This window comes from Sinomicrobium pectinilyticum (genome assembly GCF_003725735.1).
Taxonomy (GTDB): Bacteria; Bacteroidota; Bacteroidia; order Flavobacteriales; family Flavobacteriaceae; genus Sinomicrobium; species Sinomicrobium pectinilyticum.
Genome location: NZ_RJTM01000086.1, coordinates 57,423 through 74,055 on the forward strand (window position 1 = coordinate 57,423; position 16,633 = coordinate 74,055).

The 16,633-nt window shown below is 44.2% G+C and carries 17 protein-coding genes; 14 read left to right on the top strand and 3 right to left on the bottom strand.

The window, feature by feature from the left end; translation table 11 throughout:
* The first annotated feature begins 232 nt into the window (after window positions 1-232).
* The 3 genes from ED312_RS12385 to ED312_RS12395 all read left to right on the top strand — a co-directional run bounded on the left by ED312_RS12385 (window position 233) and on the right by ED312_RS12395 (window position 1,840).
* Window positions 233-796, top strand: a complete 564-nt coding sequence (locus ED312_RS12385) for a TlpA disulfide reductase family protein (RefSeq protein WP_123216333.1) — start codon at window positions 233-235, stop codon at window positions 794-796.
* Window positions 793-1,407, top strand: coding sequence for a thioredoxin family protein (locus tag ED312_RS12390; RefSeq protein WP_123216334.1), 615 nt, complete (start codon window positions 793-795; stop codon window positions 1,405-1,407). Before ED312_RS12385 ends, ED312_RS12390 begins: the two co-directional genes overlap by 4 nt.
* 121 nt (window positions 1,408-1,528) lie before the next feature.
* Window positions 1,529-1,840, top strand: a complete 312-nt coding sequence (locus tag ED312_RS12395; RefSeq protein ID WP_123216335.1) for a rhodanese-like domain-containing protein — start codon at window positions 1,529-1,531, stop codon at window positions 1,838-1,840.
* A gap of 59 nt (window positions 1,841-1,899) precedes the next feature.
* Here ED312_RS12395 and creD read toward each other — a convergent pair whose 3' ends face one another.
* From creD to ED312_RS12410, 3 genes are read right to left on the bottom strand one after another with little or no spacing between them, the layout of a single operon-like run.
* Window positions 1,900-3,276 carry a cell envelope integrity protein CreD gene (gene creD, locus ED312_RS12400; RefSeq protein WP_123216336.1) on the bottom strand — a complete coding sequence of 459 codons (1,377 nt, stop codon included), beginning with the start codon at window positions 3,274-3,276 and terminating at the stop codon, window positions 1,900-1,902.
* 51 nt (window positions 3,277-3,327) lie between these two features.
* Complete coding sequence (locus ED312_RS12405) at window positions 3,328-3,624, bottom strand: winged helix-turn-helix domain-containing protein (RefSeq protein WP_123216337.1); 297 nt, start codon at window positions 3,622-3,624, stop codon at window positions 3,328-3,330.
* 3 nt (window positions 3,625-3,627) lie between these two features.
* Window positions 3,628-4,236 (bottom strand): hypothetical protein, encoded by a 609-nt coding sequence (locus tag ED312_RS12410; RefSeq protein ID WP_123216338.1) that lies wholly within the window; start codon window positions 4,234-4,236, stop codon window positions 3,628-3,630.
* A gap of 480 nt (window positions 4,237-4,716) precedes the next feature.
* Between ED312_RS12410 and ED312_RS12420 the strand changes: the two genes are divergently transcribed.
* The 11 genes from ED312_RS12420 (at window position 4,717) to hpf (ending at window position 16,343) form a co-directional block, all read left to right on the top strand.
* Window positions 4,717-5,991 carry a DUF2851 family protein gene (locus ED312_RS12420; protein ID WP_123216340.1) on the top strand — a complete coding sequence of 425 codons (1,275 nt, stop codon included), beginning with the start codon at window positions 4,717-4,719 and terminating at the stop codon, window positions 5,989-5,991.
* A 322-nt stretch (window positions 5,992-6,313) separates the two neighbouring features.
* On the top strand, window positions 6,314-6,541 hold the full coding sequence (locus ED312_RS12425; RefSeq protein ID WP_123216352.1) for a PspC domain-containing protein: 228 nt from the start codon (window positions 6,314-6,316) through the stop codon (window positions 6,539-6,541).
* 229 nt (window positions 6,542-6,770) lie between these two features.
* On the top strand, window positions 6,771-8,594 hold the full coding sequence (locus ED312_RS12430; RefSeq protein WP_123216353.1) for an amino acid carrier protein: 1,824 nt from the start codon (window positions 6,771-6,773) through the stop codon (window positions 8,592-8,594).
* A gap of 16 nt (window positions 8,595-8,610) precedes the next feature.
* The gene (locus tag ED312_RS12435) at window positions 8,611-10,284 is read left to right on the top strand and encodes a sodium-dependent transporter (RefSeq protein ID WP_123216341.1); all 1,674 of its coding nucleotides are present in this window, start codon (window positions 8,611-8,613) and stop codon (window positions 10,282-10,284) included.
* Window positions 10,281-10,433, top strand: a complete 153-nt coding sequence (locus tag ED312_RS23775; protein WP_170164507.1) for a hypothetical protein — start codon at window positions 10,281-10,283, stop codon at window positions 10,431-10,433. The genes ED312_RS12435 and ED312_RS23775 overlap by 4 nt, the downstream gene beginning before the upstream one ends.
* A gap of 25 nt (window positions 10,434-10,458) precedes the next feature.
* Complete coding sequence (locus ED312_RS12440; RefSeq protein WP_123216342.1) at window positions 10,459-11,325, top strand: helix-hairpin-helix domain-containing protein; 867 nt, start codon at window positions 10,459-10,461, stop codon at window positions 11,323-11,325.
* Window positions 11,326-11,619: 294 nt separating this feature from the next.
* The gene (locus ED312_RS12445; RefSeq protein ID WP_123216354.1) at window positions 11,620-12,759 is read left to right on the top strand and encodes an acyl-CoA dehydrogenase family protein; all 1,140 of its coding nucleotides are present in this window, start codon (window positions 11,620-11,622) and stop codon (window positions 12,757-12,759) included.
* A gap of 312 nt (window positions 12,760-13,071) precedes the next feature.
* Window positions 13,072-14,478 (top strand): alpha-amylase, encoded by a 1,407-nt coding sequence (locus tag ED312_RS12450; RefSeq protein ID WP_123216343.1) that lies wholly within the window; start codon window positions 13,072-13,074, stop codon window positions 14,476-14,478.
* A gap of 94 nt (window positions 14,479-14,572) precedes the next feature.
* Window positions 14,573-14,767 (top strand): 30S ribosomal protein S21, encoded by a 195-nt coding sequence (gene rpsU, locus ED312_RS12455; protein ID WP_123216355.1) that lies wholly within the window; start codon window positions 14,573-14,575, stop codon window positions 14,765-14,767.
* A gap of 176 nt (window positions 14,768-14,943) precedes the next feature.
* Window positions 14,944-15,834 carry a tyrosine-type recombinase/integrase gene (locus ED312_RS12460; protein WP_123216344.1) on the top strand — a complete coding sequence of 297 codons (891 nt, stop codon included), beginning with the start codon at window positions 14,944-14,946 and terminating at the stop codon, window positions 15,832-15,834.
* Between the two features lie 206 nt (window positions 15,835-16,040).
* Window positions 16,041-16,343: a ribosome hibernation-promoting factor, HPF/YfiA family gene (gene hpf / locus ED312_RS12465; protein WP_123216345.1), complete on the top strand. Its 303-nt coding sequence runs from the start codon at window positions 16,041-16,043 to the stop codon at window positions 16,341-16,343.
* The last annotated feature ends 290 nt before the right edge of the window (window positions 16,344-16,633 follow it).

Sequence of the window (16,633 nt, forward strand, 5' to 3'; positions counted from 1 at the left end):
GTTTTTTATTTCCCTGCAACTTTTTGTTTGATAATTTTTTGTTAAATTACTTGCTTCCCGACTGCTTGTGTTTATCTTTATATGATACGGTGCCCGGGCTAATTGTTTAATAATTAGTGATTAGTACTGTTTGTAATTGGTTTTTGTTGAAAAGTCCCGGAATGATGACAAAATGCTGGTCCCGATATAAAATTCGGGGTATTTTTGCTGGTTCCGGATAAAAATTCCAGAGATGAAACTACATATTACCTGTGCGTTTTTTGTAATTTTGATTTCCTGTAAGACCGACGGAAGCAAGAAAGCTGAGATAGCGGAGGCAGGGGAGACAGTCCGTAAACTTCCGCCCAAAGAAGCGGTAACGGACGGTGACCTTGAAATCGATGTATATGATTTTGCCGGTTTTGAGCAGTTTTTGCACCGGCAGGACGGCAAAACGTATGTTGTTAATTTTTGGGCGACCTGGTGTAAACCATGTGTCGCCGAATTGCCTTATTTCGAACGTCTCGGGAGGGAATATGCAGATAAAGGAGTAGAGGTAGTGCTGGTGAGCCTGGATTTGCACGGGACTTTTGAAAAAAAACTGCTTCCTTTTGTCAGGGAGAAAAAACTGGAATCACAGGTGATTGTCCTGGACGATCCGAAACAGAACGACTGGATTCCCCAGGTAAATGAAGCATGGTCGGGTGCCATACCGGCAACACTTATGTATAATAAAACAAACCGGATGTTTTACGAATCGTCTTTGACGTATGAAGATCTGGAAAACAACCTGAAAGCTTTAATCGATACGAAATGAAAACAATCAGAATTTTCTTATTGCTCACCGTTGTACTGGCAATGAGTTCTTTTTCGGTAGATATCCCTGCCGATGACGAGGGGTACCGGATAGGGGATCTTGCTGAAGATTTCAATCTGAAGAACGTGGATGGCAAAATGGTCTCGCTGGCGGATTATAAGGACGCGAGAGGCTACCTGGTAATATTTACCTGTAACACCTGCCCTTATGCTCAGGCATATGAAGACAGGATCATTGCCCTGGACAAAAAATATAAGAAAAAAGGGGTCCCTGTTATAGCTATTAACCCGAATAGCCCGGAGAAATCTCCAAAGGACAGCTTTGAGGATATGCAGGTGCGGGCTACCGAGAAGGGGTTCAGCTTTCCGTATTTGCTGGATGAAGGACAGGAAATCTACCCGAAGTACGGGGCTACCCGTACCCCTCATGTTTTCCTGCTGGAAAAGAAGGATAAGGGAAATGAGGTGCGGTATATAGGAGCCATAGATGATAATTACCAGGATGAGACTTCAGTGGAAACCCGTTATGTGGAGGATGCGGTAGATGCCATGCTGGGGGGAGAAGAAATAAGAATAACAACCACCAAGGCAATAGGGTGTAGTATTAAATAATTGTGATGTCTCCTCTCCGCCGGCTGACCGGTTGAGAACGGGAAAAAATATCAGCTAAATAATCCGGGACTCCTTGTTCCGGTTTTTTTGTTTTGTGTAATTTTGAAAAAAAGAAAATACTATGGCAGATTTAATTCAAGAGGAATGGGCGGAACAACTGGAAAATGATAAAAACGCCATTGTCCTGGACGTCCGTACCGAGGAGGAATTTGAGGAAGGATATATTCCCAACGCGATAAATATAGACATTCGTCAGGGGCAGGATTTTATTGATGAACTGGAGAAACTCGATAAGTCCAAAACCTATTACGTTTATTGCCGTTCCGGGGCCAGAAGTGCAAAGGCCTGCGCTATTATGGACCAGTTGGGGTTTGAAGAAGCCCATAACCTCCTGGGAGGTATTATGGAATGGGAAGGCGACATTGCAGAATAATGATACATCCCGTCTTTTCCCTTTGAGGGCAGGTGGAAAAGACGGGATATGTCTGACCCTTAACTGTTGCCCCAGTCGATCTTCCTGGACACGAACATTATAATGGCCAGTATGAGGAACAGTCCTGTACTTCCTACCAGGAGAGCATAGTTTTCCAGTTGTATGATTACATATATGAAGGAATACAGTGCGGTAAGGGACAGGAATATAAACATGGGAAAGCTTCTGGACCTTAAAATAGAGACAGAGTAGGCTGTGATAAGTGCCACGACAGAAATTCCGGCAACCAGGTAGGCCTTAAAGAAATTACTGTGCTCGGAAATGGAAATCAGCAGGGTGTAGAACATCGTGAGGGCAAGTCCTATCATCAGGTACTGGAAAGGGTGTATGTTAATTCCGCTCATGGTCTGGATAAGAAAAAACACCAGGAAAGTAAGACAGATAACCATAAAACCGTACTTGGCAGACCTCTCGCTTTTTTGGTATTCATCAACCGGGATCATAAAGTTTACCCCGAAAGCATAGGAATTTAACCGGGGAAGCTGATTAAAGTATTGTTGTGAAAACGGACGGTTGATATCCAGTATTTTCCACCGCGCGTCAAAACCGTTCTCGTGAACCTTGTCGTCGTTATAGGGAAGAAATTCGCCGAAAAAATTCGCTGTTTTCCAATCGGAAACCATATTTACCGTAGTTTGTTTGCCGGCGGGAATAAAACTTATCTGTTGACTGCCCTTGATGTTGAGCTTCATGCTGAAGTCGGAAGTGTGCTCCATAGGGATGTCCTCCTTTTTTAACAAAGAACTTTCGAGGGTATTAAGTGCGGGAAAATCGCTTTCATAAACATCATCCGTAGTGTACCTGGATTTAAAGGCATAAGCATTGGCCCCGAGCCGGATCTCCACTTTGTTGCTGACTCCTTTCTGATTGGACATCCTGAAAACTATCTTGGCCTTGTCCCACAATATATGTTTCTCTTCTACTTCTTTTTCGCTGAAATCCGGTTTGGTGAAAGAGCCCGATATGTTCATCGAACTTTCGTAAACACTGGTCTTATAGATGCCGTAATATTTTTCTTCCGGATCTACCTTGGTGTCGATATCCAGCGTTTCCGGGAAAAAATAGGCGTACTCAACACTTTCTATGGTTTCGGTATATATTTTTTTTGTGCTTTCGTCAACTACTGTTTTTTCCTGGAAGGTTTTAAAAGGTATTTCCATAACGGGGCCGTAAAACAGGACTTCACCGCCCCATTTTTTACTGATCTCTTTCATTACATCCTGTTTTCGCTGTGATCTTTCCCGTATCAGGTCTTTAATAAAGGTAAGGGGAATGAGCAAAACAAGTATTAAAATGCCTATCATAAACATTCGTGCGGTAACCGATGTCCTGATCCAGTTTCCTAATTTGCCGGTGTTTTTTTGAGATTGTTCCATAGTGTATTTGATTTAAAGTACTTTGAAATTCAAAGTTAATGAGTAAAAAAATTATTCGCTTCTGTTAATGAGTTTTTCGAGGGCATTCAGGTGTTGCCTGAAGGCCGTTTTCCCTGCCGAAGTAGCAATATACCTCGTGTTGGGTTTACGGCCTATGAATTGCTTTTGAACCGTTATATATCCGGCCTGTTCCAGGGCTTTGGCGTGGCTGGCCAGGTTGCCATCCGTCACATCCAGGATTTCTTTTAGTCCCGTAAAATCCATATATTCGTTTACCATGAGCACAGACATTATTCCCAGGCGTACACGGTGATCAAAAGTTTTGTTTATATCATCTATTATGCTCAAAACCTATGCCTTGTCGTATTTATAATACATGAGGAATCCGTATATAATGTGCATCACGCCAAAACCGGCTACCCATAACCAGAACCCGTAACCGGGCAGCAGGGCGCAAACGAGCCCAAGCAGGATTTCTATATACCCAAGGTACCGGATGTCCCCGATACTGTATTTAGATGCATTCACCAGGGCAAGTCCGTAAAAGATAAGCATTAGGGCCGCGGTCTGTCCGTATTTTTGCTGATCCAGTATGATGAGTATATAGAGGCCACCTGCAACCATAGGGATCATGAAATTGACGATCAGCCTGCGGGAGGAACTGTCCCAGGCCTTTTCCCCGTTTTTTTTGGCCTTCCGTGTGGTCAGGAAAATAGCTGTAACAATACTGAAAAATGCCACGAGAAACAGGTCGAGGAGTATCATTCTGAAGGTATAGCCATCAAGAATGAGATATTGCCGGGCAGATTTCGTCACCAGCAGGTAAGCTATGGCGGCACCGATAAGGGCATATACTCCTGCGAGTATCCCGGACAGTCCGCTGAGTGAAATAAAGCGGGAGGACTTTTGCATCAGGTCCTTAATGTCGCTTATGTCCTTTAAGTATTTATTTGAGTCCACTTTAAAGTACTTTGAAATGCAAAGTTATTGTTTAAAATGACATGAGCAATTTTTTTTGAAAAAAATGAAGGATTTTGAAATTGATGTGTTTGGAAAATCCTCTTTTTATGGTCGGGTTAAAGGTTAAAGCTGCCCGCCGTCCGTAACTTCATAGCTGTTACTTTAGTTCCTGCAAATTTCAGACACGGAATTCTCTGAAAATATGGGTACATTCCCCCATAAGATCCGGGCAAGCGGGGACAAAACAGATCTTTCGTCAGTTGTAAAAATTACGGACTCTTATCCGGTAATGTGGTTTCCACCCCGAACTCCGGACCCAAAAGCGGATTTGCACCGAACAGTTCGGGCTTTAAGATGCGTTTGTCCCGTGTGAGTCTTCCTGACTTTTGGTCTAATTGTCTCAATTTTATATATTTATTCGTTTTTTGACAGAAAGTTGCTTTACGGGAATTATTAATTATCATTCTTTTTCTGGTATATATGAAAGAAGACTTTTTGCATTACCTGTGGAAATTTCAGAAGTTTCGGGGGGAATCACTTTATACCTCGGCCCGTGAAAAAGTAGAGGTGTTGGTATCGGGGCAGCACAACACCTTGTCCGGTCCGGATTTTTTCAATGCGAAGCTTCGTATAGACGGGCAATTATGGGCGGGGAATGTGGAGGTTCATGTTAAGTCTTCGGATTGGTACGTGCACCATCATGAAAAGGATATGGCCTATGACAATGTAATACTTCATGTGGTATGGGACGATGACATGCCCGTTTTCCGTAATGACAATTCCGTGGTCCCCGCCGTGGAATTAAAGCATCTTGTGCCCGAAACGGTTTATGAGAATTATGACAGTCTACTGAAAAACGGGCATAACTTTATTAACTGCGAAAGAGAAATCGGCGAAGTGGACCGTTTTTTACGTGATAATTACCTGGAAAGGCTGTTTTTCGAACGACTGGAACAAAAATCCTTTGCCGTTTTCCGGGACCTGGAAGATTCTAAAAATGACTGGGAAGCCGTCTTTTTCCGGAACCTGATGAAGAATTTCGGGCTTAAGGTTAACGGAGATTCCTTCCGGAGTATAGCCGATTCCGTAAGTTATAATATTGTCCGTAAAGTGCAGGAAGACCCCTTGCAGCTGGAAGCTCTTCTTTTTGGTCAGGCAGGCCTGCTGGAAGAGAACGAAGCGCCCGATTCTTATATGAAAGCGTTGAAAAAGGAATACGCGTACCTGAAAAGGAAATTTGATCTTTCCCGGACAGGAATAGTCCCTCCCCGTTTTCACAGGCTGCGTCCGGCAAACTTTCCGACCCTGCGGTTATCCCAACTGGCCGACTTGTATTTTACCAGGAGAACTTTATTCGCTTCCGCAATGGAGGCGGATGGTGTAAGTGATTTCTATGATCTTTTTGACGGCAAGGCTTCGGAGTACTGGGAGAATCATTATACCTTCGGGAAAATTTCCGGGAACCGGGCAAAATCCATTAGCAGGAGTTTTATAGACCTGTTACTGATAAACACCGTAATTCCCGTTAAATTTTGTTATGCACGGCATCACGGAAAAGATGTCAATGCGGCGATACTCGATATAGCAGCCAACCTGAACCCGGAAAAGAACAGGATCACGGATAAATATGGCGCATTGGGCGTGAAGGCGGAAAATGCGAGAGACAGCCAGGCCTTACTGCAGTTGTATAATACCTATTGTTCGGAAAACCGTTGCGTGGAGTGCACCATAGGCCACCAACTGCTGAAACAGTAGGCGGTGGAATTGCAGGGCAAACGCATTAAAAAAGCTATAATTGCAACGTATAATGGTTACAAGTTGCAGGTTACAGGTTTGTTTGGCACATGCTGATAATGGGAACTAAATTTGGGAATCCCGGAGTACTGGAGTTTTGTAGAGAAGGTTTCTGTTTCAACTCCCTAACTAACCAACTCCGAACTCATCAACAACCGGAAAACCGGAAACACCCCATAAGCTTTTAACCTTAAATGAAATTACTCAATTATAATTCGTTTGCCCCTGGGTGGAGTTGTAGTATTTGAAGGTGTATTTTTAATTATTGTTTATCTTAGCATCCGTGAAAACACTGAACAACATCCGGTATTTTTTTGAAAAGCACGGCTTTGCCGTATCTTCCCGTCTTGCGGACAGATTAGGAATGAAGGCAAAAAACGTGCGATTGTTTTTTATATATGTTTCCTTTGCTACCTTCGGGATATGGTTTGCAGTTTATCTTACCCTGGCTTTTGTGCTTAAACTCAAGGATATGGTATACACCAAAAGGACTTCTGTCTTTGATCTGTAGTAGAATAGCGTATCATTTCATTTCGGGAAAAATATTTTAATCGTTTTTTCCGCTTTTTTAGTAATTGCAATATGAAATCGGATACAAAACTTGATTTAGACCCTTTTTTTTTGGATATTGCTCCCTTTTAACGAATTACCCTTTATTTCATTAATTTTGAAATAATTTTTTTCTAATACGTATTTAAGGATATACACTAACTCTAATCTAAAATTTAAATATGCATTTTATGAGAAATAAATTTCTCTCTCTTCTCTTAACACTAACTTCTTTTACAGTATTTTCACAAGAACTAACCTTAAAAGAAACCCTGGATAACCCTTCGAAGGTCATCAATGATGCCCGGATAGAGATCCGGGTAGAAGGAGGGCAGGAACCATATACGTATAAATGGAGTAACCCGTCCACCCCCCTGAAATCCAATACGGCATCGGGACTAACGGAAGGGATTCCGTATACGGTAACGGTCACAGATGCAAACGGACTGTCTGTCACCAAAAAGTACGAAGTCCCCGCACAGTCCATAACAGAAGTTTTTAACGGAACCACGCAACCTATAGTAGATGCAATTGGTTCCGTTTTGTTTTGGGACCCTTTTGCTGCCATAGGGATATACGATCCGGTAATGCATGATGACAGCGGAGCCCCCCTTTTACATCCGAACGGGGACCCGCGTACGATTTCCGTACCTTTTATTGTGATATGGCTTATTATAGGAGGATTGTTCTTTACCCTCCGTATGAAGTTTATCAACATCCGTGGTTTTAAACACGCCATACAACTGGCCAGGGGGCATTATGACGAATCCGAGGCTCCGGGACAGGTAACGCATTTCCAGGCATTGGCTACTGCGGTTTCGGGTACGGTTGGTCTGGGGAACATTGCCGGGGTGGCGATAGCCATTGCGGTGGGAGGCCCCGGTGCCACCTTCTGGATGATCCTTGCCGGGTTTTTGGGGATGTCCTCTAAATTTGTGGAATGCTCCCTTGGGGTAAAGTACAGGGAAATCCATGCGGACGGACGGGTTTTCGGAGGTCCTATGAGCTATCTGGTCAAAGGGCTTAAAGCCCGTGGAAAAGAAAAATTCGGAAAAGTACTGGCCGTGGTTTTTGCGGTGTTATGTATAGGTGCTTCTTTCGGTTCAGGTAATATGTTCCAGTCCAACCAGGCTTTCGATCAGTTGCAGGGACAGTTCCCGGTACTCGAAGGGAACGGCTTCTGGTTTGGTGTTATTATGGCCATACTGGTAGGTGCGGTGATCCTTGGAGGGATAAAAAGTATTGCCAAGGTCACGGAAAAGATCGTGCCTTTCATGGCTTCTGTCTATGTCTTTTTTGCCCTGGTCGTTATATTCATGCATATCAGTCATCTCGGCAGCGCCTTTACGGAGATATTTGACGGGGCTTTTGATCCCGGTGCATTAAAAGGAGGGATAATCGGAGTTCTCATACAAGGGTTCCGCCGCGGAACATTCTCTAATGAGGCAGGTGTAGGGTCCGCTGCCATAGCGCATTCGGCAGCCAAAACAAAACATCCGGTTTCCGAAGGCTTTGTCGCCCTGCTCGAACCTTTTATCGATACGGTCGTGGTTTGTACGCTTACCGCTCTTGTATTGATATTCACAGGGGCTTATCAGGGAGCGGAAGGACTTGGAGGGGCACAGTTGACGTCTGCGGCCTTTGGAAGTGTAATAAGCTGGTTCCCTTATGTTCTGGCCCTTGCCGTATTCCTTTTTGCCTTTTCCACGGCCATTTCATGGTCTTATTACGGCATGCGTGCCGCTACATTTCTTTTCGGAAAGAGTAAAAGAGTAGAGTTTATATACAAGATATTATTTCTAATGTTCGTAGTTTTGGGCGCTTCCATTAGTTTGGGTGCTGTCCTTGAATTTTCGGACATGATGCTTCTGGCCATGGCATTGCCGAATATTATTGGATTGTACATTATGTCCGGTGAAGTTCGCGAAGATCTCAAAGAGTATGTGCGTAAACTGAATGCCAACGAACTTTTCAGAAAGCCGAAACCGGTTAAGGCGGCTAACAAGGAGGGCTAATTATTATTATTGAAGTATGACAAAGACTAAAGAATCCTGGGGCTCCAGGATCGGGCTTATTCTTGCGATGGCGGGAAATGCCGTGGGGCTGGGAAATTTCTTGCGTTTCCCGGTGCAGGCAGTGCAAAACGGAGGGGGGGCTTTTATAATACCTTACCTGGTATGTTTTCTTCTTATGGGAATTCCCCTGTTGTTTATAGAATGGTCTTCCGGGAGGTACGGAGGACGATTCGGTAACCACAGTACCCCTTACATCCTGGATACGATGACCAAAGGCAGGATACTGAAATACATAGGGGTATTCGGTATCTTTACCAATATTGCCGTAGCTGCCTATTATGCCTATATAGAGTCATGGACAATGTCTTATGTGTTGCATTCCGTAAAAGGAACTTTTGTAGGGATGGACCAATCCGACGTTGCCAACTTCTTCCTGTCCTATACCGATGTTCTTCACAGTACGACGGGAATTCCGTACGAGGCTGTTATTTTCTATATCATCTGTCTTTCTATCAATGTATATGTGCTTTCCAAGGGGCTCGGTGGTGTGGAGAAGGTGGCCAAGATAGGAATGCCTTTGCTTATCCTTTTCGGGGTGGTGCTGGCCGTAAGGGGGCTTACCCTCGGAACAAGCGGTGCTTCGGAAACATTTCCGGATGCCAATGCCTGGGACGGCCTGAACTTCTTGTGGACGCCGCAGTACGAATCCATAATGGACCTTAAGGTGTGGATGGCCGCGGCCGGACAGATATTTTTTACGCTTTCTGTCGGGATGGGGACCGTGCACTGCTATGCCGCCTATGTGAAAAGTAAGGACGATATTGCGCTGAACTCTGTCTCTGCAGGTTTTATGAATGAGTTTATAGAGGTGGTTATAGGAAGTTCTATAGTTATTCCCATAGCGGCAGGATATCTCGGAATGGAGTGGGTTATGGAAAATGCCGGTTTTGGTATGGCTTTCCAGACCATGCCCTATCTCTTTCAGCAATGGGGACCGTTATTTGCGGCTATTGCGGGTGTCATGTGGTTCGGTTTATTGTTCTTTTCCGGTATAACCAGTTCGCTTGCCATGGGAACCCCTTGTGTGAGTTTTATGCAGGACGAATTTGGCTGGAACCGGAAAAAAGGGGCCTGGGCTTTTGGTCTGGTGACCCTTATCATGGGGCTCCCAACCGTATTCTTCTTTCGCGAAGGGGTCTTTGATGAGTATGATTACTGGGCCGGAACAGTCAGCCTTGTAGTGTTTGCCATGATGGAAACCATCCTCTTTTCGTGGGTGTTTGGCCTGAAGAAGGGATGGAGAGAGATCAATATGGGAGCGGATATAAAAATTCCGGGGATCTATAAATACATTATCAAATTTGTGACCCCGGTAATACTGATTGTAGTTTTCCTCGGTACGGTATTTGCCCCGAAAGGGAATGACTGGTCCGGTAATATCCGCAGTCTGTTTTCCGGAAACGGCTGGCCTTTGGACAACCTTTCCATAATTAATAAAATTACTAATTCCGGACTCAGACAACAGATAGCTAATGCTACGGACCCTGTGGAAATCCAGAGGTTGCAGGAAAACCTGTCGGCAGTAAACATGGCCAGAGGGTTTCTTTTGGTGCTACTGATATTTATTTTGGTATTAATTTATGTATCTTATAAGAAAAGAGTAAGAGAAGGGAGGGTAACAACGACATGAACACAACAGCATTAATAACCATGATACTTGCACAGGGGGTGGTGACAGCCGCTGCGGCGTATTTCTTTTACAGAGTTCTGGTGACCCCGCCCAAACAGGAACCGGATTCCTATACGGAAAACGATGATACAACTCCGCGGCAGGAATAAGTGCCCGGACAAATAGTATGATGTCATGAAGATATGGTCCCACTTCCGTTTCGATAAGAAAGAGAGAAGTGGGATTTTCTTTTTGTTGTTGCTTATTCTGATAGTACAGGGCATATATCTTGCATCCGGATTTCTGTTCCCCGTAAAGGAAAAGGAAGTAAAAGAGGAGGAATTGAATGCCTTCCGGGCAAGAATAGACTCCTTTCGTCACCGGGAAAGGAAGCACGATACCATCTATCCTTTTAATCCTAATTATCTTTCCGACCATAAAGCGTACATGTTGGGAATGAATGTGGCAGAAATAGACAGGCTTTATGCCTACCGGCAGACGGGCGGATTTGTACGTTCGGCTTCGGAATTCGCTGAGGTTACCGGGATTCCGGACTCCCTGTTGCGTAAAATAGCTCCTTATTTCCGGTTTCCGGATTTTGCTAAAAAGCAGCGATCGAAACGGCCTGACCGTTCCGGGAGGGCAGCGGCACAAAGCAGAGCCATACAGGACCTGAACCGGGCGACCGCGCGGGATTTAAGAAGTGTGTCCGGTGTCGGGGAAAAGCTTTCCGGCCGCATAGTGAAATACAGGGACCTGCTCGGGGGGTTCTTTCTCGATGAACAGTTATATGAAGTTTACGGGTTGGATTCCGTAACAGTACAGAGGATCATGGAGCAGTTCCGGGTTGTGGAATCACCCGCTGTTGAGAAACTGGACATCAATTCCGCATCCCGTAAAGACCTGGCCTCCCTGGTATACCTGAGCTGGGAAGAAGCCGGGAAAATAATCGTCTACCGGTCGGCGGTCGATAAGATAAAGTCAATCGATGAACTCCGTAAAATTGAAGATTTCCCCGACGAGAAAATTGACAGAATTAAACTATATTTGACAACGCAATAATAAACGGTGTGAAAACAGGAATACAATAAAAACAAGGAAACGGATGAGGCCTGGGGGCCAAATGTGTTTTCTTGCGATACAGAACCGTGAGGGCACTATCGGTCAATTATTCTCGTTACAGCATTCAGAATATGAAGGAGGCTGCGTTGTTCACCTCCTGTTTTTTTATCTTTATTTTAGTATTTATAACTTGCTTTATACTTTTGAACATCGTATTTTTGTTGTGTTTTAAGGATTGATTATCATGTATTTAATAAAATAATTGGTTAAATGAATATCGATATAAATACCGCGATGAACTTCGACTACTCGGAAACCCACCAGATGGTAAAGGCTTCTGCGAGAGAGTTTGCAGAACAATACATTAGACCTCACATTATGGAGTGGGATGAGAAGCAGGTATTTCCTGTGGAATTGTTTAAAAAAGCCGGGGAGTTTGGTTTTATGGGGGTTCTTGTCCCTGAACAGTATGGCGGGTCCGGCCTGGGGTATCATGAATATATAGCGGTTATTGAAGAGATATCAAGAGTGGATCCTTCCATAGGGTTGTCCGTAGCGGCACATAATTCCCTTTGTACAAATCACATCCTCGAATTCGGCAGTGAAGAGCAAAAACAGAAGTGGCTCCCAAAACTGGCTACGGGTGAATGGATAGGGGCCTGGGGGCTTACAGAACACAATACAGGTTCCGATGCCGGGGGAATGAGTACTACAGCGGTAAAGGACGGGGACGAATGGGTACTGAACGGGGCGAAAAATTTTATTACCCACGGTAAAAGCGGTGATGTAGCAGTGGTGATAGTCCGTACCGGGGAAAAAGGAGATTCCAGGGGAATGACCGCCTTTGTTGTGGAAAAAGGAACACCCGGGTTCAGCAGCGGAAAAAAAGAAGATAAGTTGGGTATGAGGGCCAGTGAAACGGCAGAATTGGTTTTTGATGATTGCCGGGTTTCTGACGCTAACAGACTGGGGAATGTGGGAGAAGGCTTCATACAGTCCATGAAAGTACTGGATGGCGGGCGGATCTCCATAGGGGCATTGTCTCTGGGGGTGGCGAGGGGTGCTTATGAAGCGGCACTTAAATATTCCAAGGAAAGAATACAGTTCGGCAAACCGATCTCCGAATTCCAGGGAATATCCTTTAAACTGGTGGATATGGCCACGGAAATAGAAATTTCGGAATTGTTGTTGCACAAAGCGGCCTTTGGTAAGAATGCAGGCAGGGATATAACCAAGATCAGCGCCATGGCAAAAATGTATGCGTCCGAAGCTTGTGTCAAAATAGCTAATGAAGCCGTTCAGATACATGGCGGGTACGGGTATACCAAAGATTTTCCTGTGGAGAAATTTTACAGAGACTCCAAATTATGTACCATCGGAGAAGGGACCACAGAGATACAAAAAGTGGTTATTTCCCGGCAAATTCTGAAATAAGGAATGGTTGCCTCGTAAAAATAAATGTGAAACCGGCAGTTCAGCCGGTTTTTTTATTGGTCTAAGTTCAAGGTCCGAATCCCTGCAATTCGATTGCAGTTACTTCAGTTTTGTAAATTTAGCTGCGGATGGCCGGTCGCATTCATTGGTTATTCGCAAATTATCCCTCGCAAAACGGACTTTCGGGCCGTTCCGGGGCTATGGGTTCAAGAAAGTTTTTAACACGAAAACGTTTTCACTCTTCGACAGGTGTTTTTGATGTGACTGTTTTTTGTAGATTTAGCAATAATCAACACTTAAAACACTTAAAAAATGAAAATTTTACCTGAAAAATTAGTAACTCAAAAACATCTTTTTGTTTCCCTTGCTTTTGCTGTTGTTCTTTCGGGCTGTACGCAGCAACCGGATCTTTCGGAGGGTGAAAGAGCAGGACAGGAGCCGGAAGGACAGTATGTGATTTCTTCCCGTGAAGGACTTAAGACAATAGGATCGGGTGTGATGATGCAGGCTTTTTACTGGGATGTCCCCGAAGGTGGTACCTGGTGGAATAATGTAAAAGATAAAGTGACGGACTGGAGCACTGCCGGGATAGATGCCATATGGCTGCCCCCGGTTTCCAAAGCGCATAACGGGGCGTATTCCATGGGTTATGATCCTTTTGATTATTTTGATTTCGGACAATACGATCAGATGGGGAGTGTGGAGACCAGGTTTGGTTCGGCTTCGGAGCTGGAAAGCCTGGTAAATGAGGCGCACCGGAACGGTTTGAATGTGATAGCCGATATTGTCGTCAACCACAATAGCGGTGGGGATGCCGAAGATAATATTTTCACGGGAGGACAGACGTACACGGATTATAATCCCGCATCAGGAATGTTTTACCGGGATATGTATGATTTTCATCCTAATGATTACCATTCCGGTGACAGCAGGACCTTCGGAGGTTTTGCGGATTTGTGCCACCATAAGGAAAATGTTCAGAACTGGTTGTGGAAAGATGCGAATTCCGTAGCCAGGTACTACCGCGATCAGATAGGTTTTGACGGCTGGAGATTTGATTATGTAAAAGGTTTTGAGCCCTGGGTAGTGAAAGCGTGGACGGATGAGGTGGGCGGTTTTGCTGTCGGGGAATACTGGGATGGCAATGCGGCTACATTGGATTGGTGGACCGGGGAAGCCGGGGCCGGTGCTTTTGATTTTGCCTGTTATTATAGGATGCGCGATGCTTTTGAAGGAAACGACCTTACCAGGCTGGGCGATGATATGTTGTGGAAGCGAAATCCGATGCGCTCCGTTACTTTCGTGACAAATCACGATACGGATGAGATCTACAACGGTAAAATGCTCGCTTATGCTTACATACTCACACACGAAGGGTACCCGACTGTTTTTTATCGCGATTATGAAGAATGGCTGGATAAAGACAAGCTGAACAATCTCATATGGATACACAATAACCTCGCGGGTGGGAGTACGGATATCCTGTATAACGATAATGACGAATATATAGCCCGGAGAAATGGTTATAATAACCAGGGGATTATAGTCTATATCAATAACTCCGGTTCCTGGCAGGAAAAATGGGTGGATACCAACTGGGGGAGTTCGGTTATAAAGGATTATACGGGCCACTCCGGGTGGGAACCGGTTACGGAGGCGGATAAAAGGGTGAAAATAGAAGCGCCGCCAAAGGGATATTCCGTCTGGTCTGTGAAATAGACTGTTCCGTGCCGTAAAAAAGATTAAATAATTTGGAAATATGAACTTTAATGTTGTAAGTTTGCAGTCCTAAATGAAAGGGGGTGGTAAAGATATGTTAATAATACCTATTAAAGAAGGCGAAAATATAGACAGAGCGCTGAAGCGTTTCAAGAGGAAATTCGACCGTACCGGGACTATGCGTCAGCTGCGTACCAGACAACAATTCACTAAACCTTCAGTGAAGAAAAGAACTCAGATTCAGAAAGCGCAATACATTCAGCATTTGAGAGATCAGGAAGATATTTAGTCCTGCTCTTTTATACAATATAAATCTCCTGTGTTTTTTAAACACGGGAGATTTTTTTTATGGTGTTGTGCCCATCCGGCGTTTTTCGTTTGACGGTCCGCTCCGTGGTAATCTTTCTTCTCTTGTCCTTCCGGTGTGTAAAGTTTGTTAACTTTGTATTTCAAAAGGTTTCTGATATGTCTGTTTCGTCTTTTTTGGAATACCTGCGTTTCGAAAAGAAATATTCGGAGCATACTGTAAATGCTTATGAGAGCGATCTGCGCTTCTTTTCCGATTTCTGCGTTTCCGAATATAGTATTTCTGATATTGGGACTGCTCCCTATGCTGTAATACGGAGCTGGATCGTGAAAATGGTAGATGAAGGCATTTCCAACCGGTCCGTAAACCGGAAAACGGCTTCCCTGAATGCGTATTACAGGTTTCTTATCAAAATAAAAGCTATTGAGGTGAATCCGCTTGCCAGGCATAAGTCACTCAAAACCCCTAAGAAAATCGAGGTGCCTTTTTCGGAAGAAGAAATGTGGGCGGTGCTCGGTGAAATACCCTACGAGGACAGTTTTGAAGGGTTTCGTGATAAATGTATCATAGAGTTGTTCTATGCGACGGGAATGCGAAGAAGCGAACTGATAAACCTGAAGGTCGGGGATATTGATTTTTCTGCCCGTACCATAAAAATACTGGGGAAGCGGAACAAGGAGAGGGTGGTGCCGTTGCTCGCGCATATGGATGCTCTTCTCCGGGCTTATCTCGGAAAGAGGGAGGAGGTGCTTACCTCTGCTTCCGGAGATACCTTGATTTTAGTTAAAAACGGAAATAAAATCTACGAAACTCTTGTTTATCGGGTAATAAATAATTACTTTAGTAAGGTGTCTTTTAAGGTGAAAAAGAGTCCGCATATTCTGAGGCATACTTTTGCGACTCATATACTCAATAAAGGCGCAGATTTAAATTCGGTCAAGGAGTTATTGGGGCATTCCAGTCTTGCTTCCACCCAGGTGTACACGCACAACAGTATAGCGCAGTTGAAGAAAGTATACGGGGAAGCGCATCCGAGGAATAAAAAATAAGTCTTTGCCGGAATCAATTAATGTTTAACCCAGAAAGCACTTGTATTTTATCCGGTACAACAAGCCAGGACTCTTACTGCAATCTTCTTTTTCCAAAATGAGTTTGTCCCGGTGCAGGGCTGCCTGGCGGGGATAGTTGAATAATCAAGTCAGTAAAGAGGCGGGGCTGCAGGAGAGGTATAAGTGGTTTCACAATACCCGATGCAATGAGAGTAAACATGCAATCAGTGAATTTTACTGTGGATGGAAAACTGGTAAATTTCATTCAAAAGAGGATGGACAAATTGGATAACTACTACGACAGGATCGTATCTTCGGATGTCTATTTGAAAGTAGAGAATACCAGTGTAAAGGAGAATAAAGTCGTAGAGGTTAAGGTCTATGTTCCGGGCGATGAGTTTATGGTTAAAAAACAATGCAAAACGTTTGAAGAAGGACTTGACAATGCCGTGGGGGCAATGGAACGTGTATTGTTGAAGCGCAAGGAAAAGCTGAGGGCATATATATAAACAAAAAATTCAGCAAAAATGTTTTGAATAAAAAAATAAATATATACATTTGCAGTCCGTTAGAAATAGCGGACTTTTTTTATGGTTTAAATCCGGCAAAACACAACTTTTGGAGTTGATAGGGAAAAAGTCGGAAGGAGTGAGGTTGATTTCTTCTTGAGTCCCTTTGGTTAAAGGTGTTCACGTGAATTCGGATCTGCTTCGGAAACCGGAAGAATGAAGAGCAAGAGGGGAGATACTCAAGCGGCCAACGAGGACAGACTGTAAATCTGTTGGTTTTTACCTTCGCA